This is a genomic window from Streptomyces sp. NPDC042364, assembly GCF_056437585.1.
Genome location: NZ_JBWKAJ010000018.1, coordinates 117,045 through 139,904 on the forward strand (window position 1 = coordinate 117,045; position 22,860 = coordinate 139,904).

At 70.6% G+C, this 22,860-nt stretch carries 20 protein-coding genes and 2 pseudogenes; 10 read left to right on the plus strand and 12 right to left on the minus strand.

Annotated features, from left to right (window positions below):
* Positions 1-3: 3 nt before the first annotated feature.
* The 5 genes from AC067N_RS29455 to AC067N_RS29475 form a co-directional block, all read right to left on the minus strand.
* Complete coding sequence (locus AC067N_RS29455) at positions 4-2,136, minus strand: bifunctional serine/threonine-protein kinase/ABC transporter substrate-binding protein (RefSeq protein ID WP_478681924.1); 2,133 nt, start codon at positions 2,134-2,136, stop codon at positions 4-6.
* On the minus strand, positions 2,136-4,367 hold the full coding sequence (locus AC067N_RS29460; RefSeq protein WP_478681925.1) for a bifunctional serine/threonine-protein kinase/ABC transporter substrate-binding protein: 2,232 nt from the start codon (positions 4,365-4,367) through the stop codon (positions 2,136-2,138). Before AC067N_RS29460 ends, AC067N_RS29455 begins: the two co-directional genes overlap by 1 nt.
* On the minus strand, positions 4,367-4,858 hold the full coding sequence (locus AC067N_RS29465) for a hypothetical protein (RefSeq protein ID WP_478681926.1): 492 nt from the start codon (positions 4,856-4,858) through the stop codon (positions 4,367-4,369). Before AC067N_RS29465 ends, AC067N_RS29460 begins: the two co-directional genes overlap by 1 nt.
* A gap of 698 nt (positions 4,859-5,556) precedes the next feature.
* A complete protein-coding gene (locus AC067N_RS29470) occupies positions 5,557-5,997 on the minus strand; it encodes a VOC family protein (protein WP_478681927.1) in 441 nt (146 codons plus the stop codon).
* Between the two features lie 284 nt (positions 5,998-6,281).
* Positions 6,282-7,121, minus strand: coding sequence for an alpha/beta fold hydrolase (locus AC067N_RS29475; protein WP_478681928.1), 840 nt, complete (start codon positions 7,119-7,121; stop codon positions 6,282-6,284).
* Between the two features lie 62 nt (positions 7,122-7,183).
* On the opposite strand from AC067N_RS29475, the gene AC067N_RS29480 reads away from it, so the two are divergent.
* The 6 genes from AC067N_RS29480 (at position 7,184) to AC067N_RS29505 (ending at position 14,417) form a co-directional block, all read left to right on the plus strand.
* Positions 7,184-7,639, plus strand: coding sequence for a MarR family transcriptional regulator (locus AC067N_RS29480; protein ID WP_478681929.1), 456 nt, complete (start codon positions 7,184-7,186; stop codon positions 7,637-7,639).
* Positions 7,640-7,797: 158 nt separating this feature from the next.
* Positions 7,798-8,337: a hypothetical protein gene (locus tag AC067N_RS29485; RefSeq protein ID WP_478681930.1), complete on the plus strand. Its 540-nt coding sequence runs from the start codon at positions 7,798-7,800 to the stop codon at positions 8,335-8,337.
* A gap of 45 nt (positions 8,338-8,382) precedes the next feature.
* Entirely contained in the window at positions 8,383-9,147 is a 765-nt protein-coding gene (locus AC067N_RS29490; RefSeq protein WP_478681931.1) for a hypothetical protein, read from the plus strand.
* Between the two features lie 448 nt (positions 9,148-9,595).
* Entirely contained in the window at positions 9,596-10,036 is a 441-nt protein-coding gene (locus tag AC067N_RS29495) for an Lrp/AsnC family transcriptional regulator (RefSeq protein ID WP_478681932.1), read from the plus strand.
* Between the two features lie 51 nt (positions 10,037-10,087).
* Positions 10,088-13,057 carry an aminotransferase gene (locus tag AC067N_RS29500; RefSeq protein ID WP_478681933.1) on the plus strand — a complete coding sequence of 990 codons (2,970 nt, stop codon included), beginning with the start codon at positions 10,088-10,090 and terminating at the stop codon, positions 13,055-13,057.
* A 112-nt stretch (positions 13,058-13,169) separates the two neighbouring features.
* The gene (locus AC067N_RS29505) at positions 13,170-14,417 is read left to right on the plus strand and encodes an ABC transporter substrate-binding protein (protein ID WP_478681934.1); all 1,248 of its coding nucleotides are present in this window, start codon (positions 13,170-13,172) and stop codon (positions 14,415-14,417) included.
* 115 nt (positions 14,418-14,532) lie between these two features.
* On the opposite strand, the gene AC067N_RS29510 is transcribed toward AC067N_RS29505, so the two are convergent.
* The 4 genes from AC067N_RS29510 to AC067N_RS29525 are packed head-to-tail and all read right to left on the minus strand — an operon-like array spanning position 14,533 to position 18,136.
* Entirely contained in the window at positions 14,533-15,273 is a 741-nt protein-coding gene (locus AC067N_RS29510; RefSeq protein WP_478681935.1) for an ABC transporter ATP-binding protein, read from the minus strand.
* Positions 15,273-16,148, minus strand: a complete 876-nt coding sequence (locus AC067N_RS29515) for an ABC transporter ATP-binding protein (RefSeq protein ID WP_478681936.1) — start codon at positions 16,146-16,148, stop codon at positions 15,273-15,275. Before AC067N_RS29515 ends, AC067N_RS29510 begins: the two co-directional genes overlap by 1 nt.
* A complete protein-coding gene (locus AC067N_RS29520) occupies positions 16,138-17,130 on the minus strand; it encodes a branched-chain amino acid ABC transporter permease (protein WP_478681937.1) in 993 nt (330 codons plus the stop codon). The genes AC067N_RS29515 and AC067N_RS29520 overlap by 11 nt, the downstream gene beginning before the upstream one ends.
* Positions 17,131-17,140: 10 nt before the next feature.
* The gene (locus AC067N_RS29525) at positions 17,141-18,136 is read right to left on the minus strand and encodes a branched-chain amino acid ABC transporter permease (RefSeq protein ID WP_478681938.1); all 996 of its coding nucleotides are present in this window, start codon (positions 18,134-18,136) and stop codon (positions 17,141-17,143) included.
* 113 nt (positions 18,137-18,249) lie between these two features.
* Between AC067N_RS29525 and AC067N_RS29530 the strand changes: the two are divergent.
* The 3 genes and pseudogenes from AC067N_RS29530 to AC067N_RS29540 form a co-directional block, all read left to right on the plus strand.
* A pseudogene (locus AC067N_RS29530) lies at positions 18,250-18,528 on the plus strand (hypothetical protein); the annotation flags it as partial.
* Positions 18,485-18,712, plus strand: a pseudogene (locus AC067N_RS29535) (hypothetical protein); the annotation flags it as partial. The pseudogenes AC067N_RS29530 and AC067N_RS29535, both read left to right, overlap by 44 nt.
* Before the next feature lie 3 nt (positions 18,713-18,715).
* On the plus strand, positions 18,716-19,255 hold the full coding sequence (locus tag AC067N_RS29540; protein WP_478681978.1) for a hypothetical protein: 540 nt from the start codon (positions 18,716-18,718) through the stop codon (positions 19,253-19,255).
* Between the two features lie 522 nt (positions 19,256-19,777).
* Here AC067N_RS29540 and AC067N_RS29545 read toward each other — a convergent pair.
* Genes AC067N_RS29545 through AC067N_RS29555 form a run of 3 tightly spaced genes read right to left on the minus strand, consistent with a single transcriptional unit; the run spans position 19,778 to position 21,233 of the window.
* A complete protein-coding gene (locus AC067N_RS29545; RefSeq protein ID WP_478681939.1) occupies positions 19,778-20,137 on the minus strand; it encodes a hypothetical protein in 360 nt (119 codons plus the stop codon).
* 58 nt (positions 20,138-20,195) lie between these two features.
* The gene (locus AC067N_RS29550; protein WP_478681940.1) at positions 20,196-20,798 is read right to left on the minus strand and encodes a hypothetical protein; all 603 of its coding nucleotides are present in this window, start codon (positions 20,796-20,798) and stop codon (positions 20,196-20,198) included.
* 12 nt (positions 20,799-20,810) lie between these two features.
* Positions 20,811-21,233: a DUF5959 family protein gene (locus AC067N_RS29555; RefSeq protein WP_478681941.1), complete on the minus strand. Its 423-nt coding sequence runs from the start codon at positions 21,231-21,233 to the stop codon at positions 20,811-20,813.
* A 440-nt stretch (positions 21,234-21,673) separates the two neighbouring features.
* Here AC067N_RS29555 and AC067N_RS29560 point away from each other — a divergent pair, with 440 nt between their 5' ends.
* Complete coding sequence (locus tag AC067N_RS29560; RefSeq protein WP_478681942.1) at positions 21,674-22,429, plus strand: hypothetical protein; 756 nt, start codon at positions 21,674-21,676, stop codon at positions 22,427-22,429.
* The last annotated feature ends 431 nt before the right edge of the window (positions 22,430-22,860 follow it).

The following is a 22,860-nucleotide window of genomic DNA, read 5'->3' on the forward strand; positions in this document are numbered from 1 at the left end:
AGTTCACTCCGCGTCCCGGTATTCGCCGAGGAAGCGGAAGGCACCGCCGGTCGCCTCGAACAGGTACATCGCGTCCGCGTAGCGGTAGGTGGAAGCGTCGTAGCGGAGCCGTTTGGTGATCCCCCGGTAGTCGGTCTCGCGCAACTGGGCCGCGATCGCGCCCCGTTCGGCACGCGAGGCACCCAGCGTCGTCATGGCACGGGCCACGAACAGCGTCGCGTCGTAGGCCTCGGCCGCGTACCAGGGCGGGGCGGCTGCGAAGCGCGCACGGTAGGCGGTGACGAACGACTTCGCGGTCTTCTCCCGGGTCGCGTCGCAGAAGGTGGTGGCGAACAGCCAGCCCTCGGCGGCCTCGCCGGCCGAGCCGAGGAAGCGGGCGTGGAGGGCGCGCTCGGTGGCCAGCCGCGCACCGGAGTAGCCGGCGGAGCGCAGCGCCCGCGCCAGCCGTGCGGCCCGCGCGTATCCACCGCCGAAGACCACCGCGTCCGCCCTCGTGCCCACCACCGACTCGGCGAGCGAGCGGAACGCCCCGTCGGAGTCGGCCCCGGCGGCGAGGACGCGCCGGACGGTGCTGCCCTCCCCGGAACGCATGCCCTCCTCGACGACCTCGCACAGCCGCCAGCTGACCTCGCCCGCGGCCGCGTCGTCGATGAGGACCGTCCTGCGGGCACCGGCGTTCCGCACGAGGCGGGCGACCAACGGCGCCGCCAGGACCGCGTCACGGGGGCGGGTCGCCGCGTGCACCCGGTAGGAGAGGGGGGACACGTCGTCGAGCCCGACGGACACGGTGACCATGGCGAGGCGCGCCTCCTGGTAGGTCCCGAGGGTGGCCTTCGCACAGGCGTCGGTGCTCGGCCCGAGCACCGCGCGGACCCGCTCGTCGGCGGCCAGCCGCTGCGCGACCTGCCGCGCGCCGGTCGCGGTGCCCCGGTCGTCGTGCACCTGGAGCGCAAGGTCGAAAGCGCGTCCGGGACGGGAGTTGAAGCGGGCCACAGCGAGCCGTACACCGTTCTCCTGAGCCCGTCCGGTCGTACGACCGCTGCCGCTCAGGTCGGCGTGCAGGGCGACGACCAGCCGCGGGCGCTCCTGGACCGGGGCGCCGCCGCCGCGGTCATACCACCAGGAAGCCGTTCCGCCGGCCGCCAGCATCCCACTGACCGAGCCCAGGACCAGCAGACGACGGCGCGTGACACGCCGGCCGGTCTCGGGACTCCTGTCGACCGTCGTCGTGGCCCCGGACGCCTCGGTGGCCTCGACGGCCGGCAGGGCCAGTACGGCCGCCGAGCGGCGGGCGATGAGCCGGGTCACGGGTTCCGGCAGCCAGCCCTCGCCGCCACCGTCCAGGGCCCGCCGTAGCTCGGCCACGGCCGGCCTGGAGCCCGGCTCCTTCTTCAGGCACGCGCGCAACAGCGGCAGCAACGGCCCCGGTACGGTGCCCAGATCCGGCTCGTCGTGGACGGTACGCACCAGCACCTCGGCCGCGGAGCCCCGCCCGAAGGGGCGCTCGCCCGTCACGGCGTATGCCAGCAGGCAACCGAGGGAGAAGACGTCACTGGCCGGCCCGATGTCCCGGCCGCGGCCCTGCGCCTGCTCGGGGGAGAGGAAACCGGGGGAGCCGACCACCATCCCGCTGACGGTGAGAGCGGTGTCCTCCGCTGCCCGGGCGATACCGAAGTCGATCATCCGGGGCCCGTCGACGGCGAGCAGGACATTGCCCGGTTTGACGTCCCGGTGCACCAGCCCCGCCCCGTGCACCGCGTCCAGCGCCTCGGCGAGCCGTGCCCCCAGGACGCGGACGCTGTCGTACGGCAGCGGTCCGCACTCCTCGACCGCCTCCGCGAGGGACGGCCCCGGCACGAAGGGTGTGACGAGCCAGGGGGATTCCGCGTCCGGGTCCGCGTCGAGCAGTGGCACCACCCAGGGGCTCGCGACCCGGCCCGCCGTCTCCACCTCCCGGCGGAAGCGGGCCCGGAACCCCGCGTCGTCCGCGTGCGCCGCCCGGATCACCTTCACCGCGGCGAGCGCGCCACCGGGGGAGCGGGCCAGATACACCACGCCCATGCCGCCCGCGCCCAGCCGCCGCAGCAGCCGGTGGCCCGCGATCCAGGCCGGATCGGTGCCGCGCAACGGCTCCATCAGCCGGACACCTGATAGGGCGCCGGGCCCTGGTAGGCGAACCGGCCGCCGTCGACCTTCCACAGATGGACGCCGCTGCCGTCGACGACAAGGGCTCCGGTCTCCTTGAACGCGAGGTTCCGGGCGATTCCCTTGTACGTCCCCGAGCGCAGCGCCGTCGTCAGCTTCTGTCGGCTGCGGCGCCCCGCCCCCAGTCCGCCGAGCGTCTTCGCGGCGAACCGAGCCACGTCGTACGTCTCGACGGCGTACCGCTCCGGCTCCGCACCGTAACGCCTGCGGTACGCGGCCCTGAACGTCTTCGCCTCGGGCGCCACCGAGGCGTCCATCACCGGGGCGACGATCACCCACCCCTCGGCGGCGTCCCCGGCGGCGGACAGGAACCGGGCGTCCAGCACCCCCTGGGCGGCGATCCGCGCTCCGGGGAAGCCGCGGCCGGTCAGCTCACGGGCCAGCAGCGCGGCCCGGTCGTGATGGCCCGCGAAGACCACCGAGTCCGCGCCCCCGTCCAGCAGGGCGTCCAGCGTCGGCCCGAAGTCCGTGCGCAGGGCGCTGACCACCTTCGGCACGGCCGGCTGCCGGACGTCTCGCAGGATGTTGACGAGGGTGCTGCTGAGCTCCCAGGCGTACGCGTCCGCCGCCCGGTCGTCCACGATCCCGACCGTGCGCGACTTCGCGGTGCCCCGCAGATACGCGTCGAGGTAGAACGGCAGGATCGTGTCCGTCACCCGGGCGTGCAGGAGGGACCGGCTGCCCATCACCGTCAGCGTGGTCGCGCCGGGCGACACGGCGATCAGGGGCAGCGAGGCGGCGTCGTACGCCGCCAGCGAGGCGAGGGCGGTCGCGTCCGTGGTGGGCCCGATCACGGCCAGCACGGAACGGTCGGCGACCAGCTTCTTCGCCGCCTCCGGCGCACGGGCCGGATCGCCGCCGTCGTCCACCGTCTTCACGGCGAGCGTGAAGGGTTTGCCCGCACGGGAGTTGAACTCGCCGACCGCGAGCCGCAGCCCGCGTTCCTGAGCCCGCCCGACCGCTTTCTGATCGCCGGTGAGATCGGCGTGCAGACCGATGGTGTACACGGGGCCCGTGGCCGCACGGGACGAGCCGCCGTCCTCCCCGTCACGGCCCAGCGCCGCCCAGGAGCCCAGTGCGCCCGCGGCCGCGACAACCGCCGCACCCGCCGAGAGGAGAACGACACGACGCCTGCCCACGGCAGCGGAGGGAGACTGCGCGGCCGTGGTGTCCGCGGCCGAGGCGGGCACCTCCGTGTCCTCGGCGACGGGCAACGCGAGCCCGGCCGCCGACCGTTCCGCGATCAGACGGACCAACGGCTCGGGCAGCCATGCCTCGTCGTCACCGGCGGGCTCGGCGCCCTCGCGCGCCGGAGGTACGGCCATCAGGGCCTCCCGGGGATCGGGAGGCGCGGCGGGCGCGGAGGCCGTGAGGACCTCCGCCAGCGACGCGGCGGTGGGTCGCCGCTCCGGATCCTTTTCCAGACAGCCGCCGACCACCCCGGCCAACTCCGCCGGAACACCCTCCAGGTCCGGCGCGTCGTGCACCGTCCGGTAGAGCAGCGCGTCGAGCGACCCGGTACCGAACGGAGGGCGGCCGGTCGCCGCGAAGGCCAGCACACAGCCCAGCGAGAAGACGTCACCGGCCGGGCCGGGGGCCCCCGAGCCCCGGGCCTGCTCCGGGGGCAGGAAGCCGGGTGTGCCGACCACGACTCCGGTCGAGGTCAGCGCCGTGTCCTCGCGGTCGCGGGCGATACCGAAGTCGATCAGCCGGGGGCCGTCGAGCGACAGCAGCACATTGCCGGGCTTGACGTCCCGGTGCACGAGCCCGGCGGCATGGATCTCCCGCAGGGCCTCGGCGAGCCGTGAACCCAGTGCCCGCAGGCTCCGCACGGGCAGCGGCCCGTACTCGGCGACGGCCTCGCCGAGCGAGGGACCGGGAACGAACGCGGTGGTCAGCCACGGCTGCGCCGCCTCGGGATCCGCGTCGACCAGGGCCGCCACCCACGGGCTCGTCACCCGCCGAGCGGCCTCCGCCTCCCGCCGGAACCGCTCCCGGAAACCGGCGTCCTCGGCGTACTCGGCCTGGATCACCTTCAGCGCGACCAGGTGTCCGCCGGCCGACCGGGCCAGATACACCACACCCATGCCGCCCGCGCCGAGCCGTCCGAGCAGCCGGTGACCCGCAAGCCTGGCGGGATCGGCGATACGCAGCGGTTCCATCACTTCCCCTCCAGCCGCTGCTGGGTGCGCGTCAGCATCTGAGCCAGAGCCTCGCTGCCCAGCTGCCGGAGTTCCGCCGGGGTGTGTCCGGCGCCGCCCGTCACGGAGACGGCCACGACCACCGTGCCCAGCCGGGCGACCATCCAGAGGTACTGCTGTGCGGCACCCCTTCCTTGGACGAACTTTCCCACTTCGAGCACGGAGTCGTCGGCGTACACCTGCTCACGGGCGCCGAACGCGGTGCCCAGCGACGCCAGACCTGTGATCCGCTCGTTCGACCGGGGCCGCTGCTCCGGGCAGCGCAGCACCTCCTCGAGCGTCGTGCTCAACTGCTCGTCGGCGCCGAGGACCGAGGCGTGCACGGTGGCCACGGCGGTCACCTTGACCTCGCTCTTGCCGGAGCCGGCCGGCAGCCGGCTGTAGCGCGACGTGCTCGCCAGCACCCCGCGCGGCAGCTTCTCACGCTGCCAACGGCAGCTCTTTTCGAGCACTGCCCACGTTCCCGGGGTGCTCACGGCCGGAGACCGGGCGACGAAGCCCCGGCCCCAGTCGTCCGGCCCGAGCACGACGGACTCGGCCAGACGGGCCCCGTCCGTCGAGGACTCGGGGACGAGGGAGGGATCGGGCGTGAAAACGGACCAACCGGCCGACGAGCCGCTCGACTCCGTCGCCGCACCGCTCGCGCTCGGAGAGGCGCCGGCCGGGGGCGAACCGCTCTGCCGGGAAGTCCGGGTGTCCGCCCCTTGCGCCGAACACCCGGCCAGCAAGACCCCCGCAGCCAACAGCATCACCCAACTACCGCGTCTTCCGCGGGTGTTGTCTGTCACTCGGTCCCCTCGACACCGTTCGTTCCGTCCCACTCGTCGAACCTAGACGGGCGGGACGAACCGGACCTCGGTAGAACTACGTATCCGGACACGTATGCGCCGACAGGGAGCCCGACAGGTTCGGCTGCCCGTTTCCGGCCGGCGAGGTCCGACGCGGACGGTCGCCGGACAGTTCGTCGGATGGGGATCGCTTGACCTGAACCGAGGTCCGACGCCGAGGCTTGCGGAAGGTCCCGAAGACGAGTCGAGCGGCTACGGTGGATCCCGAACGGTTCGCCGCTTCAGCGCAGCCCACACCAACCACCGGAGAGGGCAGGACAGTTGATGGGCGTGTATCGAGCGATGCTCGCCGCGAGGGGCCGTCAGCTGATCTGCTCGGCCAGGGCGAGGACGATGCCCGAGGGGCCGCGGAGGTAACAGAGGCGGTAGAAGTCCTTGTACCGAGCTACCTCACCGATGAGTTCGGCGCCATGGGCGCGCAGGCGGGCGATGGTGTCGTCGATGTCGTCGACGGCGAACATGACCCGGTGCAGGCCCAGCGTGTTCGGCGGCGGGTTGTGCGATCCGTCGCTGATCGCCGCGGGGGTGTGGTAGCGCACAAGCTCCAGCTTGCCGTGGCCGTCCGGGGTCCGCATCATCACGATGTCGCTGCGGACCCCGTCGAGCCCGACGGCCTGATCCGCGAAGAGTCCCTCGATCTGCGCCCCGCCCTCAACCTCCATGCCCAGTTCGGTGAAGAAGGCGACGGCGGCGTCCAGATCGTCGACGACGATGCCGACGTTGTCCATTCGCTGAAGCGTCACCGCGGTGCTCCCTCTGCGTTGCGTGGTCCTGTGAAGCCACCGGTATACCGGGGACGGAGCCGTCGGCCCCTTCTCGACACCCATGCACGGGCTGAGCCCGGTGCTGTGGGTACCGGTGCATCGAAGTGATCGCCGGAGACGTGGAGGAGGGCCTCCTGCGGGATCGGCGCCGGGCCCGCGGTGTCCTGCCGAGTGGCGTCGGGGCTGTCATCGGCGCCGAAAGACCGCTGGAAGCAGCCGTGAGCCGCCGACCGCGGACGGGCTCGGCACGATGTGGGGCGGCGTCAGCTCAGGAAGTCCATCAGCAGGTCGTTCATCTGCTTCGGTGCCGTGAGCGGCAGGGAGTGGTGGGTGGCCCCTGCGAGTACGGCCACCTCGCCTTGCGGGAGACTGCGGCGGGCCCGGTCGGCGGCCTTGGCGGTGTGGTGGGCGCGGCTGCGTTCGGCGAGGAGGACCAGGACGGGCAGGCGGAGGCCGGCTGTTCGGGGCAGGCCGCCGGTGACAAATTTGCGGCCGGGGACGGTAGTGGCCAGCGCATACAGGCGCTGCCAGGTCTCGTCCGGCTGTGTGCCTGCCGTCTCCCAGGCCAGGAAGGCGCGGGCGCGGGCCTCGGTGGGGCGGATCAGGGTCGGCAGGGCGCGCAGCAGATACCCGGGGCGGAACCCGGCGAAGACCTGGGTGGGATCAACGAGGACGAGGCGGTCGACCCGCCGCGGGGCCCGCAGCGCGTATCTGGCGGCCAGCCAGGCGCCGTACGAGTGACCGCACAGGTGTGTGTGGGCGAGACCGAGACCGTCCAGCAGCATGTCCAGCCAGTTCGTCAGATCGTCGGCGTTCTTCAACGGTGTGCCCCGGCGTTCGGTACGGCCCGCGTCGCCCAGCAGATCCACCGCGTGGACTCGGAATCGGCGCCCGAGAACGGCCGCGTTGGCGAACCAGACCAGGCCGGTGGCCGAGCCACCGGGCAGCAGTACGAGGGGGTGGCCGTCCGCTGGGCCGTACACGTGCACCCGGGAGCGCCCGTACGGCGTGACGACGTCGCGTTCCTCGGTGGATTCGGGCCAGCGGGCCAGGAGTTCGTCATAGGCAAGGTCGAAAGCGGACGGGGACGCGGCCACGGGCATTCCTCTCGGTCAGCGATAATCTCGCTCGGCGAGATGTTATCCGGGTGGTCGAGGGAGTGTGCATGGACGATCAGGGTCCTGCGATGGGACTGGTGCACCTGCTGCGCGCGGTGACCGTGGAGTTCGACCTGCTCGGCGCGGAGTTCGCCGGGCGGCACGGGCTGCATCCCACCGATGTGCGCGCGTTGATCCACCTGCTGGACGCGGCACGAGCCGGTACCCGTGCCACACCAGGGTGGCTCGGTGGACAGCTGCGTCTGAACTCGGCAGGGACCACCGCGCTGGTGGACCGGCTCGAGCGGCTCGGTCTGGTCAGGCGCAGCAGGGACACGACCGATCGGCGACGGGTGCTGCTGGAAGTGGAGGAGAAGGCCATGGATCTCGGGTGGGCCTTCTTCGGGCCGGTCATCGGCCAGGTGGTCGCGGCCGCCGGGGATTTCGACGCGGGTGAGCTGGAGACGGTACGACGCTTCCTGACCTCGGTGTTGGAGGCCGCCGGACGGGTGCCTGGAGCCTGAGATCGTTTCCCGACCCGTGCCGGGCGGCGGCGCGGCACCGCTCGGCGCAGCCCCCAACGGTCACCCGCCCGCCCCGGCGCCGGTCACACGACCGGCGCCGGGTGTGATGACCCAATGGACAATTCAGAGTCCCGTTCGCTTTCCGTACCGTGCGCCTCATGAGATTACGACTCATCACAACGGCCACGGCAGCCACCGCCGCGGCGGCCGTCCTGTTCAGCGCCGCCCCTGCCAACGCCTCCATCCACAAGACCAAGCCCAAGTCGTGGAGTTGCGGCTTCGACGACGCGTGCACCAAGAACACCCGGAGCGGGCCGGGATCTGCGAAGGTCTACCGCTGGTACCTCGGGGACTTCGAGGACACCCTGATACGCGTGGGCAACCGCAAGTACGGCCTCGAGCACATCAAGCGAGGCGGCTCCACCGGCAACAAGGCCAACCATCCCTACGACGGCTATGCGATGCGCCTGTGGGACAAGGCCATCAACAACTTCGCCAAGGGCAGCAAGGGCAGCGTCAACCAGGTGTCCACCACCCACACCCACAAGTACGGGCGCGGGAAGAAGAAGCGCACGATGTGCGTGGTCACGATGACACGCAACCTCAAGCTCGACGGCACCGACTACGGCAGGACGGGAATCTGGACCGCCTACTGGGTCAAGGGACACGTAGGCTGGAAGGGCTGCAAGAAGGGGTGACCAGACAGGGGGCGCGGGGTGAATCCTTGGCGCGAAGGGGACCGGGTGGTTGCCACCGTCCCCACCGACAACCCGAGCGACCTCGTGGGCCAGGTCGTCATGATCACCGCTCATGACGACGTGCTGGTCGACTTCGAGGACAGCAGCGGCGGGTACTCGCCCGGTGAGCTCGCCCCCGCCCCCCGTACCGCAGAAGCCCTGGCCTGGCTGAGCACAGCCCTGATCCCCTACCGGCGCCTCGACGAGGGGCGCAAGCAGCCGGTCACCGCCACACCCGAGGAAATCCAGGCCGTCGCCTTCACCGCCCAGAGCGCCGACCAGGTGCACGCCGAAGGCCCTGAGGGGCGGCGCCTGCGTCTGCTCGACATCAGCGAACGGCGAGCCGACTTCGCCCCGCCCGCCCCGCCTGCCCCGCTCGCCGACGACTGGTATGACGCCGCGTGCCCGCCGCCCGCCGCCGCACCCGCGTACGCGCACCTCGCCTGGGCCCTGAGACAGACGTGCCGCTTCGCCGGCGCCCAGGGCGACCTGCCCGTACTCCTGGGCTGCGAGACCTCCCCCGCCTACGACACGGCCGACCTGCTCATGTCCTACCGGGCCCGCAGCTGGCGGGTGCGCCTGCCGCTGGTCTGGCCCGAGCCCGCCGACGGCACGAGCGGCCCCCTCCACGACCTGGCCTTCCACCTCGACGAACTGTTCGCCGACGGCCAGGCCCTCGAAGAACGCCCGCCCCGTCGCCGCCGCCCCGGCATCCCGTACGCGGACGGCAACGTCATCCATCCTTTCGGCGCCCCCATCTCCCACCGGTAGCGCGAGGCGGCACCGCGCACGGCCGACCGCCGAGGTGCCCCCCGGCGTTGTTGCACGCCTGGAGACGAGCGTTGGAGAGCCAAGGGCCGTCCGGTGTCCGCCTCCCGCAACGCCGTCGCCTGTCACCGAGGTTCGGCGGGAAGACCGCGCCTCGATCGAGACAGCTGCCAGGCGGATCACCAACGCTGCCAGGGCCCTGCGGCCCACCCTGAGTCCCGGCCAATCCGAGAGACGTGCCCACGCCGCACCACCGGCGGATCCACGCGGTGATGATCACCCCTGACCTGCTCCGCCAAGACGCATGCCGTCGCCGGCCGCCGTGTGCGGGGAGAGCCATCCCACACGACGCTCGATTCCATCGTCTTCACACTTGAATCGAGCGATCGAGTCGGGCATTGTGCTTGAAACAAGTGCTTGGGCTGCCATTTGTGTAGGGGAGAGGTGCCACATGGACGACATCGACCGGGCCATCCTGCGGGAACTGCAGGTCGACGGCCGGATCCCTTACGCCGAGCTGGGTCCGAAAGTGGGGTTGTCACCCTCGGCCGCGAGACTCCGCCTGCAGCGGTTGATCGACACCAAGGCGGTCCAGGTCGTCGGTGTCACCGACCCGATGACCATGGGCCAGCAGGCGATGGCGCTCCTGGGCCTGCGCGTCGACGGCGACCCCCGCGCGGTCGCCGACGCCCTGTCCCGGCACGACGAAGTCGTGTACACGGTCCTGACGGCAGGCGGCTTCGACCTGTTCGCCGAGGTGGTGTGCCCGCAGCCACGGGATCTTCTGGACTTCATCAACGACGTCGTACGGCCCGTGGAGGGTGTCGTAGCCGTCGAGAACTTCCCCTACTTCGCGATCCACACGCACCGCTTCCTGTGGCACGTCGACTGAGCCGCCCGAGCGTTCGAGCCCTGATCGCCCGCACCAGCCGAGGGACCCCGCATGCTGCCCGACGAGTACCGCACGATCGACTTCTTCACCGAGGACGCCCTTCCCGCACCCCGCCTGGCGTTGGACGAGGCTGAACTCATCGCCGCCGAGCACCTCGGCATCACCGCCCGCGCGCAGGCGCTGGGCAGCCAGCAGGACGCCAACTTCCTGCTGCACACCGAGGACGGGACGCCCACGGCGGTCCTGAAGATCGCCAACCCCGCCTTCGGCACCGTGGAGATCGAAGCACAGGACGCGGCAGCCGACCTGATCGCCTCGGCCCGCCCGGAACTGCGCGTCGCCACGGCTCTGCGCCACCCTGACGGCTCCCCACGACGCACGACGGTGGACACCGACAGCGGTCCGGCCGTCGCGCGCACGCTGCGCTACCTGCCCGGGGGCACGCTCTCGGGCTCCCGGCATCTTTCCCCGGGCACCGTGGCGGGCATGGGCACCGTCGCCGGAAAGGTCAGCACCGCCCTGCGCGACTTCCGGCACCCGGGCCTGGACCGCGTGCTCCAGTGGGACCCGAGGCACGCCGATCGCGTCGTCGCCAAGCTCGCCGGGCACATCGCCGAACCCGACCGGCGCACCGCCGTCCGGGCCGCGACCGCGGAGGCCTGGGCACATGTCCAGAAGCTCACCGACAGGCTGCCGGTACAGGCCGTGCACCTGGACCTCACCGACGACAATCTCATCCGCCGCCCCGCCAGCCGTCCGCCCATGCCGGACGGGATCATCGACTTCGGTGACGTGACCACCAGCTGGGCGGTCGGTGAACTCGCCGTGTCACTGTCCTCGATGCTCCACCACGACGGGATCGAACCCCACCACGTGCTGCCGGCCGTCCGTGCCTTCCACGCCGTTCGGCCGCTCTCCGCCGAGGAGGCCGAGGCGGTGTGGCCGCTCGTGGTCCTGCGCGCCGCCGTCCTGGTGGCCAGCGGGCGGCACCAGGCCGCCGTCGACGAGGACAACCTGTACGCCAAGGCCGCACTCGACCGCGAATGGCGCATATTCGAACAGGCCACGCGGCTGCCCCTGCCGGTGATGGTCCGCCTCGTCAGGGACGCGACCGGCATGGCCGACATGCCGGCCCGGACCGCGCCCGCCGACGCACCGGTGCGTCCTCTCCTGAGGGACCTCTCCGCCGGCGACATCACCCTCCTCGACCTGTCCACCGACGCCGATTCCATGGACCACGGAGCCTGGACGGACGCCGGTGCCGAGGCCCGACTGGTGACCTCCGCCCTCGCCGGCGGAGCGGCCGCCGTCGCCACCCGGTACGCCCGTGCGCGGCTCACTCGGACACCGGCGCTGTCGGCGGTGTCCGCCCCCACGGTGCCCACCGGGATCGACCTCTGGCTGGGCCGGGATGCCGTGGTGCAGGCGCCCGCCGCGGGGAAGGTCATCGCCGCGCTGCCGGGCCACGTGGAACTCACCTGCGGCACGCACGTGCTGTCGCTGTCCTGGCCCGGCGAGGTCCAGCCGGTCGCGTCCACCGGTACCACCGTGCAGGCGGGCGAGGACATCGCCCAGCTCGCCTCCGGTGCCTCGATCCACATCGCGCTGCGCGACGCCGACGGCCCCGCCGCACCACGCCTGGTCCGCCCCGAGTACGCCGCCGGCTGGCTCGCGCTCACCGCCGACCCCGCCCCGCTCCTCGGCCTCCCGACCGACTCCGACCCCACGCGCGAAAGGGATCTGCTCGACCGGCGTGACGCCGTGTTCGCCACCGTACAGGAGCACTACTACGCCAACCCTCCGCGTATCGAACGCGGTTGGCGCCACCACCTGATGTCCACCGACGGCCGGTCGTACCTCGACATCGTCAACAACGTCACCCCGTTGGGTCACGCCCACCCCCGCGTCGAGCAGGCGGTCTCCCGGCAGTTGCGGCGGCTCAACACCAACTCGCGCTTCCACTACGCCTCCGTCGTGGAGTTCACGGAGCGCCTCGCCGGCCTCCTGCCCGACCCTCTGGACACGGTGTTCCTCGTCAACTCCGGCTCGGAAGCGGTGGATCTGGGCCTCCGCCTGGCCATCGGGGCCTCCGGCCGACCCGACGTCGTCGCGCTGCGCGAGGCGTACCACGGCTGGACGTACGCCTCCGACGCGATCTCCACCTCGCTCCAGGACAACCCGAACGCCCTCGCCACCCGGCCGAGCTGGGTACACACCGTGGACTCGCCCAACTCCTACCGCGGCCGCCACCGCGGGGCGGATGCCGTGCGCTACGCGCCCGAGGCCGTCGCGGTGATCGACGAACTGGCCGCCGCAGGCCGCCCGGCGGGAGCGTTCATCGGCGAGACCTTCTACGGCAACGCCGGCGGAGTCGCCCTTCCCGAGGGCTATCTCTCCGAGGTGTACGCGGCGGTACGGCGTCACGGCGGCCTGGCCGTCGCCGACGAGGTCCAGGTCGGATACGGCCGCCTGGGGCACTGGTTCTGGGGCTTCGAGCAGCAGCAGGTCGTCCCCGACATCGTCTGTGTCGCCAAGGCCATGGGCAACGGACACCCCCTCGGCGCCGTCATCACGTCCAAGGCGGTCGCGGACCGGTACCGCGACCAGGGCTACTTCTTCTCCTCCACCGGCGGCAGCCCCGTCTCCAGCGTCGTCGGCCTCACCGTCCTGGACACCCTGCGCGACGAGGACCTCCAGGGCAACGCGGCGCGCGTCGGCGGCCATCTGAAGACCCGGCTGGAGGCACTGGCCGACCGCTACGGCATCATCGGCGCCGTCCACGGCTCGGGCCTCTACCTCGGCCTCGAACTCGTCCGCGACCGCGTCGGCCTGGAGCCCGCCACGGAAGAGACCGCCGAACTCTGCGACCGCATGCTCGACCTCGGCGTGATCGTCCAGCCCACCGGTGACCACCTCAACATCCTCAAGATCAAGCCACCGCTGTGCATCGACACCACCGCTGCCGACTTCTTCGCCGACATGCTCGACCGGGCCCTCGCCGAACTGGGCCACTCCGACTGAAATGTGCATTTCGTACTTTTCTGGAATCCGAAAGAGTTCTACGCTCATGTACAGGTGGCGGGCGGAGGGCCGGCCAGCCGACCCCCGCTGCCTGTAACGAGCGGAGGCGGAGATGAAAGCGTCGATACGGCGGTCCGCGACCTTCGCGAGCGCGGCTGCTCTTGTGATTGCCGTCTGCGGTACGACGGGCACTGCCCGGGCCGAGCCGGGCGATGGCGAGCTCCAGTTCGGCTACGTCCTGCCGGAGACGGGACAGCTGGCCTACCTCGGCCCGCCGCAGATCGAATCGTTGAAGTTCGCGATAGAGAAGATCAATGACGCCGGCGGGGTCCTGGGCGAGCCCGTGCCGACGGTGGTCTCCAGTGACGAGGCGGGCCAGGAGGCCGTCGCCGCGCAGTCGGCGGACCGGGTCCTCGCGGCAGGTGTGGACGCCGTCATCGGCGCCGCGGCTTCCGGCATGTCGCTGTCGTTCATCGACCGGGTGACCGGAGCGGGCGTCGTGCAGTGTTCGGGCTCGAACACCGCTCCCACGTTCACCGACTACGAGGACGACGGCTTCTACTTCCGTACCGTCCCGAGCGACGCGTTGCAGGGGCCCATCCTGGCGGATGTCGTCCGCGAGGACGGCCATGACCGGGTGGCCCTGGTCGCGCGGGCGGACGACTACGGGCGCGGCCTGATGGAGACGACCCGGAAAACGCTGGAGGAGCGCGGTGTGACGGTCACGCTCGCCGAGACCTATGACCCTAAGGCCACCAACTTCGACCAGGTCGTCCAGCAGATGGAGAACTCCCGGCCGGACGCCGCCGTGGTGATCGCCTTCGAGGAAGGCGCCCAGATCCTGCAGGGCATGATCGAGTCCGGCCTCGGACCCGACCGGATCGGCGTCTACGGCGCCGACGGACTGCGCAGCGAGGAACTGCCCTCGCTGGTGTCCCCGGGCCGGCCGGAGAGGCTCTCCGGGATGAAGGGGACCGCGCCGGCGTCGGCGTCGAACGAGCAGTACGTGAAGGAGCTCAAGGAATTCGCGCCGAAACTGAAGGAGCTCCAGTTCGCACCGCAGGTGTTCGACTGCGTGACCACGATCGCGCTCGCCGCAGAGAAGGCGGAGTCCGACGACCCCGGCGAATACGTCAAGGAGATGAACGGGATCACCAAGGACGGAGCGAAGTGCAACTCGTTCGCTGCCTGCAAGGAGCTGCTCGCCGACGGCAAGGACATCGACTACGACGGCGTAAGCGGTCCGCTCGACTTCACCGACAAGGGCGAACCCAGCCAGGCGACGATCGAGGTGTACGGCTACAACGACGACGGACGGCTGCAGACCCTGCGTACCGAGACCAGCAAGGCCCAGGACTGACCACGAGCGGCCGATGCCGAAGAGAGCAGGCGCGACCGAGAGCGGAGAGAACAGGAGCTACCGAGAGCGGCCGCACAGGAGTGTGTGGGCACCGTCGCCGGTGCCCGGACGGGAGTCAACGGACACGGGCGAGCGTGCCGAGGTAGAGCTCGATCACCTTCTCGTCGTGGAGCAGGGCCGTGCCCGTGCCGGTGTACGCGTTGCGGCCCTGGTCGAGGACGTAGCCGCGGTCGCAGAGCTGAAGGCACCTGCGGGCGTTCTGTTCCACCATGAGCACGGCGACGCCCGCACTGTTGATCATTCTGCATCTGTCGAACACGTGGTCCTGATGGAGCGGGGACAGGCCGGCCGACGGTTCGTCGAGCAGCAGCAGCTGCGGCTCCATCATCAGCGCGCGGGCCATCGCGAGCATCTGGCGTTCCCCGCCTGACATCGCACCGGCCTTCTGTCCGCGGCGGTCGGCCAGTACCGGGAAGAGTTCCTCGACCGCCGCGACCCGCCGCGCGTGGTTCTTGGGCCGCAGATAGACCCCCATCCGCAGGTTCTCCTCGACGGTCAGCGTGGGAAACACGTTCTGCAGCTGCGGTACGTAGCCCACGCCCCGCCGGACCAGCTCGTGCGCGGGCAGGCCGGTCACGTCCTCGCCACGCAGCCGCACGGTCCCACCGCGCACCCGCAGGAGCCCGAAAACGGCCTTGACCAGCGTCGACTTGCCGGCACCGTTGGGGCCGATCACACCGACCACCTCGCCCGGCCTGACCTTGACGCTGCATCCGCGCAGCACATCGACACCAGGGATGTATCCGGCGACGAGGTCGTCGGCCGCCAGCACCGGTGCCTGTTCCTCGGCGGACATCACTGCACCTCCTCGCCGTTCTCCTCGGTCGCCTCCGGCTCGTCGTGCCGCTTGCCCAGGTAGGCGTCCACGACGGCGGCGTTCCGGCCGATCGTGTGCGGTGGCCCCTCCGCCACCAGGCGGCCGTCGGCCATGACGGCCACCCAGTCGCTGATGCCCATCACCACGTCCATGTCGTGCTCGACGAAGCACACCGTCAGACCGTCGTCCCGCAGCCGCGTGATGTGTCCGAGCAGCGCCTGGGTCAGCGCGGGGTTCACCCCGGCCATCGGCTCGTCGAGCAGCAGCATGACCGGCCGGGCCATCAGCGCGCGGGCCAGTTCCAGCAGCTTGCGCTGACCGCCGGAGAGTGTGCCGGCGTGGTCGTCGCGCAGGGGCCCGAGCCGGAACCGGTCCAGCAGTTCGTCTGCCCGGCGCTCGAGCTCCCGCTCCTGCCCGCGCCACAGCGGTCGCAGCAGCGCGGGCAGCACTCGCTCGCCGCGTTGCCCGGGCGCGGCGAGCAGCAGGTTCTCCAGCACCGTGAGCCGTGCGAGCGCTCTGGAGAGCTGGAACGTACGGACCAGCCCCCGCCGTGCCACCCGGTGTGCCGGCGAGCCGGTGAGCGGCCGTCCGTCGAACGACCACCGGCCGCCGTCGGCCCGGTCGAACCCGCTCACCACGTTGAACAGCGTGGTCTTGCCGGCGCCGTTCGGGCCGATGAGCGCCGTGATGGCGCCGCGCTGCACCTCCAGGTGCTCGACCCGCACGGCGACCAGACCGCCGAAGGTACGGGTCACCTGGTCCAGTACCAGCAGGGGATCGGGCTTGCGCACCCCCGGCTCGGGATCGATCGCGGAGAGCCGCCCGGGATGGGGCACGACCGGGTCAGCGGCCACTGAGCAGCATCTCCTTCCGGCTGCCGAGGATGCCCTGGGGCCGGAACGCGACCAGCAGGATCAGGGCGACCCCGACCAGGGCGAAGCGCACCGCGCCGACCTCCGATGTGCTGATGAGCCCCGGCGAGATGTACTCGGCGTCGATGGCCTGGCGGAGCGCGCTGTCGAGGAAGCTGAGGACGAACCAGAAGAGGATCGAGCCGACGACCGGCCCGAGGATCCGTCCGGCGCCCCCGAGAACGAGCAGCGTGTAGAGGAAGAAGGTGACGCCCGGATCGTAGTTGTCGGGGTTCACCGACTGCACCTGGATCGCCTGCAGCATGCCCGCCACCGCCCCGATGACGCCACCGAGCACAAGGCTCTGCATCTTGTACCCGTAGACGTTCTTGCCGAGGCTGCGTGCGGCGACCTCGTCCTCACGGATGGACCGGATGACACGGCCCCACGGGCTGTGGATCAGCAGGGCGAGCAGGATTCCGACGACGACCACCAACGCCCATCCGACGATCATCACCCAGAGGTCGCGGGAGCTGAATCTCACGAGCCAAACGCCGTAGGTGCCGGGCTCGATGGGGCTGAGTTCGTAGTAGTCGTTCGCGAACCGCTGCAGCCCGAACACCCCACCGGTGACCGGCTCGGCCCAGCTGGAACGGTAGAACAGCCGTAGTGTCTCTCCCGCCGCGATGGTGGTGATCGCGAGGTAGTCGGCGCGCAGCCGCAGGGTGGGCAGGCCCAGGAGCAGCGCCAGCACGATCGCGCAGGCAATGCCGGCCAGGACCCCGAGCCACATCGGGCCGTCGTACGTCGACACCGTGACGGCGAGCCCGTAGCCGCCGACCAGCATGAAGCCGACCTGGCCGAAGTTCAGCAGCCCCGTGTAACCGAAGTGCAGGTTCAACCCCATCGCGGCGAGCGCGTAGACGGCGGCGATGGGTCCGATCCCCGAGCGCAGGGCGTCGGAGACGATGGCCGAGAAGTCCATGGCACACCCCTCATCCGACGCGTTCGGCCCGGCCGAGAATGCCCTGCGGCCGGACGAGGAGGACGAGGATCAGAACGAGGAGAGCCCAGGCGTACTGCAGGTCGACCGGGAACCACAGGGTGGACATCTGCGCCACGATGCCGATGACGAGGCTGCCGACCATCGCACCGTAGGCGGAGCCGAGCCCACCCAGGATGATCCCCGCGAACATGAGCAGCAGGAGCTTGAAGCCCATGTCCCAGGTGACGATCTCCACCAAACCGAAGAAGACCCCGCCGAGCGCGGCCAGTCCGCCGCCGAGCATCCACACGAACAGCACCACCCTCTGCACGTCGATACCCGACGCCTCCGCGAGGTCACGGTTGGCGGAGACGGCCCGCACGGCCGTGCCGATCCGCGTCTTCTGCAGCAGTGCGGCGACGCCGAGCAGCACCAGTACGGAGAGCAGGGTGACGGTGAGGTCCCGTGGGGTGATGCCGGCCGGCCCCAGGTTGATCACGCTCTGGATGTCGTACTGCGCGTAGGAGGCGGGCCGGGTTCCGTACAGCACGAGTACGACATGGCGCAGCAGCAGCGAGAGCCCGATGGTGACGATGAACATGTTGATCAGCCCGGTGCCCCGAGCCCGGAGCGGACGCCAGATGCCGCGCTCGACCGCCCCGCCCAGCAAAGCGCCGAAGACCACGGCGGCGAGGCCGGCGGGAATCAGGTGCCAGCCCGGACCGGCGGCGGAGGCGTTGAGGAAGAACGCGAAGGTGGCGCCGATCGTGACGAACTCACCGTGCGCGAAGTTGATCAAGTGGATGGTGCCGAAGATCAGTGACAGCCCGACCGACGTGATCGCGATGATCACCCCGAACTGGATACCGTCGATCAGCGCCTGCAGAGTGCGCGCGGCGAACGATGGGCCGCGCAGGACTTCCTCACCCTGTGCCCGTGCGGAGATCGCGGGCATCATCACGACGACCAAGGTGAGGGCCGGTACGAGTATCCGCTGATAACGCACGGCGGTTCCGGTACATCACGAACATCCCCGATGGACTCAGTGTAAGCACAGGCCGGGGCGGTGACACGGGGAGTGGGTCCCGTGCGGGTGCCCACGGCAGGCGGAGGTGCGGGATGTCCGACAGCGGTGACCTTGCGAGCGCGTACAGCGACGACAGCGTGCTTTTCCGGGTGCTTCGGCACCTGGGCTGGGGCGGCCTGGTCGACATCGGCTACTTCACGCTGCCCACCCTTCCCCTCGTGGTTCTGACCGGGCCGGTGCCCTTCCAGCGCCGACTCGCTCGCCGGTCGCCGGCGTTGCTGGACGCCCGGCCCGGGCAACTCGTCCTGGACGCGGGATGCGGTCGCGGTGAGACCACGGCGCGGTTGGGCGCCTCAGGATGCCGAGCACTGGGGGTGGACATCCAGCCCGAGCAGATCGACCGGGCCCGTAGCCGCTTCAGCGGCCGTCCAGACGCGCTTCGCCGTCGCGGACGCCACGGCTCTGCCGCAGCAGGCCGCGGGGATCCGGCTGACGGACGGATCCTTCGACCGAGTGCACTGCCTGGAGGCCGCCCTCCACTTCGGCCATGCGGGCCGAATGTCGTTCCTGAGCGAAAGCTTCCGGCTGCTACGCCCAGGCGGCAGGCTCGTCCTCGTCGACGTCACTTCCCGCACGGATCAGCCGATCGATGCCGTCGCCCCGAACGGCCTTGTACGCGGGACCTGGCGCTTCGACGACATCGAACCGTACGAGCGGTACCCGCTGACGGCTTCCGCCGCCGGCTTCAGCACGCGCCGGATCCTCGACTGGACCACCCCCGTACTCCACAGGGCGGCCCAGCTCTGCGCCCTGTTCGCCGGCGCCGCGTCGACCCGGGCCGGCCGACAGGCCCTGTGTGTGCGGTGGCCGGGCCTGAGAACACTCGACGCGCAGGACTGGGACGCTGTCCTCGCCGTCATCCGCGCTCACCGGGCAATAGGGCGCGTCACTCGCTACACGGCGTACGTGTTCGACAAACCCGCTGACGACACCAGCTCGACCGGGCACGGTCCGCAGCCCGCTTCACGCCCGTCCCGGAGGTCTGGTGGGACGCTGTCGTCATGGCCCATGGCGAGCGGGGCGGAGCCCGAACGCTGACCGAGGTCGGTCCTCTTCATCGATCGGGCATCTGCCGCACGAGCACCCGTTCGCCGGACTGGCCGCCGCTCTCAAGACCGGAGTGCTTGCCGCAGGACGCGGCGGCCGTCGGACTGCGCCGGTCGGTGGGCGGGCCCCATGCTCCGCGCCGACGCGATCGGCCCAGCCGCCACGCGCGGCCGCGCCGCGCCTGACGGATGAACTTGATCAGGGGTATTCGAATGGGAACGAGGGGAACTCGCACGCTATGACGAATTCCAATGACAAAGCCAAGACGCCCCACACACCAGGTTCCCAGCCGAGCGTCCACCCGGGTTCCGATGAACCACAGACGATCTCGGCGCCGACCCCGCCCGTCGCGTGGAGCAGTGACGCTCCCGAACAAGCTGACCTTGCCGACGAAGAGGACGAGTCCGAACGGCCCCGTTCACGCGATGAATCGAAGACGAAGCCCCAGAGCGACTGAGCCCCCGATAGGGGGTCTCGGGGGTGCCCAGGCGCTCAAGCCGCTAGCACCCCGTGCTACCGAACGCCATGAGGTCGCGACACGGGGCCGGTCTTCACCGTGGCCGCCTTCCCGGCGGCCCCCGCGCCCATGAGCCGCGCGGAGGAAGTCGCGCTCGTCAGCGCATCATGGATGCGGGCTGCGCCTCCGATGAAGTCGGTGTTGCGCTTCTTGTACCGCTCTTCGTCGAAGCCGGGTGGCCGTCCACCGCGCGAGCCTTTGCGCAGGCGGGCGGCCTGGCTGTCGGTCTTCTCCGGGATGCCCCGGCGCCGCAGGCACTCGAGGCACGGGCCGTTGCGACAGCCCTTGTCGGCCGCGATGCTGTCGGGCTTCGTGCGGGGCCGGACCGGACCGACCCACGGAACGCGGATCTTCACCAGTACCGCCTGGAACTGAGTCCGCCCGACTGTGTCACGAACTGAACCGGGTTGTGTCTCAAGGACGGCGAAGCCGAACCGGTCCCCCGCTGCCCAGCCCTGCTGCTGAACCTGCTCCCAGCGTGCCCCGTCGGCATCGTCGTCCACGACAGAGCTCGCCCACTGGCGCAGTGCGGGATCCGGGCTCACCTCGACCAATGCGGCAACGTCCGCCATGCGCCAGGGGCGAGGAACGAGAGCGCAGCGCATCCTCCACCACCTGGCCGAGATCGCCGAGGGCGCCAGGGCACGGAATGCGGAGCAGCAGGTGCTGCGTGCGGTGCACGAGGATCAGCGCGCCTCTGGGAGTGCACTCCATGAGCGTGAAGCGCTTAAGCGACTTGTACCGCTTGCCTTCCAGGTCGAGGCGCTGGGCGTGTACTCCCGTGGCTGTCCAGGCGAACAGCTCGTACCAGGTTGATGTGGTGGATCCGCTCGGCTCGCCTACGGGGTCGGCTGCGATCTCGAAGCAGAAGCCGGTGAAGGGGCTGTCGCGGTACGGGTGCGTGGCGCCGAGCCGGCCGACGAACTCGTCCTCGTCGCTGACGAGGACGAAGGCGAACCGCTGGCCCCGGCTGCCGGCCCGGTAGATGTGTCGGTAGACGGGGATGACGATCACCACGCCCCGTGTCGCTCACGAGGCCCCTGAGACAGCCGCTCGGACACGCTCCAACCGCAGCCGGTTCTCCTCCAGCCAGTCCGAGGCAACGTCGACCGGTACACACACCGCGATCTGCGTCGACGGCGAGTCGTGCACAGTCACCTCCACCGGATCATCGGGAGCAATGGCCACCCAGGCACTGCGGTCACCGGCCGGCCACTCGGCCCCTTCCTCAGTCTGGAGGGCATCGAGGCAACGCCCCCACTCGTCCAGATCCTCGTGGGACACCCGAAGGCCGACCCGCCCGCTGACGAAGTCACTCTGCAGAACGATCGCTGCTTGGAAGTACCGCTCTTCGCCCATCATCAGCGGCGCGTCGCATTTCATCTCGACGGTGACGCTCTGGAGTGAGTCTGCAAACCGAAACAGCTCGAGCGTTTGTGCGTCGTCAATCACATGTTCCTCTAGAACACTCGATGGGCCAGGTTGCCCTTGATCCTCCCTCACGCACCGACCAGGACGACAGCCTCGGCCTGGAACGGCGCGCCCTCGCCGGGGCGCGCCGTCTTCGTCTCGGAGTTTGACGGATGTGCTGTTCTGGTCCGAGGAGTGGAGTCCACCGAGCGACCCGCTGAAGGCGCCCTTGAGGGGCCGGACGGGGCTGTGGGAGCTGACCCGTACGGCGCAAGGGGAGGGGAGTGCGGGCGGGGGCCTGCAACGCGGATCCGGCGAATCCCGGCCGAGTGTGCACTGTGGGGCAAGAGCCGGGGCGCCGACAGTCAACTCGGGAGGTGCGCCCGGAAGCAGCGTCGAGGAGACCCGCCCCGTCAGGGGTTCGCCCTTTCGTGTCCGCCGGTGTCCGCCGACGAACACGGAGAACGTGAAGGAATCCCCCCATGTTCCAGATGAAGATCCTCATACGCGCGGGCCGGCGTGCTGTCGGCGCCCTCTTGGCGCTGGCCTTACCGGTCGGCTTGCTGGGCCTCGCGTCGCCTGCGGCATCCGCCGATCCCGACCGGTCTCTCACCGTGCACGACTGGGTCATCGACGACCTGCTCAACGGGGGCCAAGACCCCCACCAGGAATACTGGAACATGATCGCGGTGATGCATCGCGTCACCGGCCACGACTTCTTCCGCGACACGCTGGACGAAACCACCACCAACGGCAACGCGCTTTTCCAGGTCAGCATCCATCGATACGGCACCTACGTGGGTGCCCTGTACTTCTGGACCAACGACCTGTACCTGGCCGGCTTCTACCAAGCCGGTGCGGGCGGCGGCCACTACGCCTTCAACGAGTCCCGGCGCGCCAGGTTCGACCAGGTCCTGGGCGTCCACTCCACAGCGCTGCCGTGGAACGGCAGCTACACCAACTTCTCCGACTGGGCGGGGGACCAAGGCCGCCGCCGCCACATCAGGAACAACATCCGGGTCCACGGCAGCGGCGGCGCCCAGATGGGTGAGGAGAACGTCGACCTGCAGCAGAACTGGGGCTCCATTTCCAACTGGACCTACCGAGTGCTGCAGAACCCCGGAGTACGGCCGCTCCAGATCGGCACAGGCGCCTTCCTGCGCACCTTCGCCACACTGCAGCAGCTCATCGCTTACGTGCTCTACATGGAGCTGGCCAGCGGCTCACGCCCGCGCTGACCCGACGCCATGACGCGCCGACGCCGCCCCTGCACGACCGGACGCGGGCGGCGTCAGCGCGGTGCCTCTGCACCTACCGGATGTCGCGAGAACCCAAGCCACGGTGATCCGCACCAGCGGCATCCGTCGAGCCAGGGGTGTTGACCGCGGCCGTGAGGCAGGCGGCCGGCCGGGCCGACCCGTCGGTCTTCCCCCAAGGCAGCGCCGGCGACGCCCTCGATGCCCAGAGCGAGATCACGGGTCATCCGGGCGCCGCAGGCAGGCAGGGTGGCAGGCCGGCCCACGGCAACATCCGCACCACTCCCGACGGCGACAACCGCTGTGCCCATGCCCGCCTCGGTGGTTGCTGCAAGAACCGACGTGTCCTCAAAGGTGACGGCTACTACGTCCGTATCAAGCAAGGCGCGCACAACGCGCCAGCCGCGGCGCCC

Bases quoted from the DNA above. Each gene is read 5' to 3' on its own strand.
- AC067N_RS29500 (WP_478681933.1), top strand. From the start codon at position 10,088: ATGCTGCCCGACGAGTACCGCACGATCGACTTCTTCACCGAGGACGCC.
- AC067N_RS29505 (WP_478681934.1), top strand. From the start codon at position 13,170: ATGAAAGCGTCGATACGGCGGTCCGCGACCTTCGCGAGCGCGGCTGCT.
- AC067N_RS29475 (WP_478681928.1), bottom strand. From the start codon at position 7,121: ATGCCCGTGGCCGCGTCCCCGTCCGCTTTCGACCTTGCCTATGACGAA.
- AC067N_RS29540 (WP_478681978.1), top strand. From the start codon at position 18,716: ATGTCGTTCCTGAGCGAAAGCTTCCGGCTGCTACGCCCAGGCGGCAGG.
- AC067N_RS29510 (WP_478681935.1), bottom strand. From the start codon at position 15,273: ATGTCCGCCGAGGAACAGGCACCGGTGCTGGCGGCCGACGACCTCGTC.
- AC067N_RS29480 (WP_478681929.1), top strand. From the start codon at position 7,184: ATGGACGATCAGGGTCCTGCGATGGGACTGGTGCACCTGCTGCGCGCG.
- AC067N_RS29495 (WP_478681932.1), top strand. From the start codon at position 9,596: ATGGACGACATCGACCGGGCCATCCTGCGGGAACTGCAGGTCGACGGC.
- AC067N_RS29455 (WP_478681924.1), bottom strand. From the start codon at position 2,136: ATGGAGCCGTTGCGCGGCACCGATCCGGCCTGGATCGCGGGCCACCGG.
- AC067N_RS29520 (WP_478681937.1), bottom strand. From the start codon at position 17,130: ATGGACTTCTCGGCCATCGTCTCCGACGCCCTGCGCTCGGGGATCGGA.
- AC067N_RS29485 (WP_478681930.1), top strand. From the start codon at position 7,798: ATGAGATTACGACTCATCACAACGGCCACGGCAGCCACCGCCGCGGCG.
- AC067N_RS29460 (WP_478681925.1), bottom strand. From the start codon at position 4,367: ATGGAACCGCTGCGTATCGCCGATCCCGCCAGGCTTGCGGGTCACCGG.
- AC067N_RS29560 (WP_478681942.1), top strand. From the start codon at position 21,674: ATGTTCCAGATGAAGATCCTCATACGCGCGGGCCGGCGTGCTGTCGGC.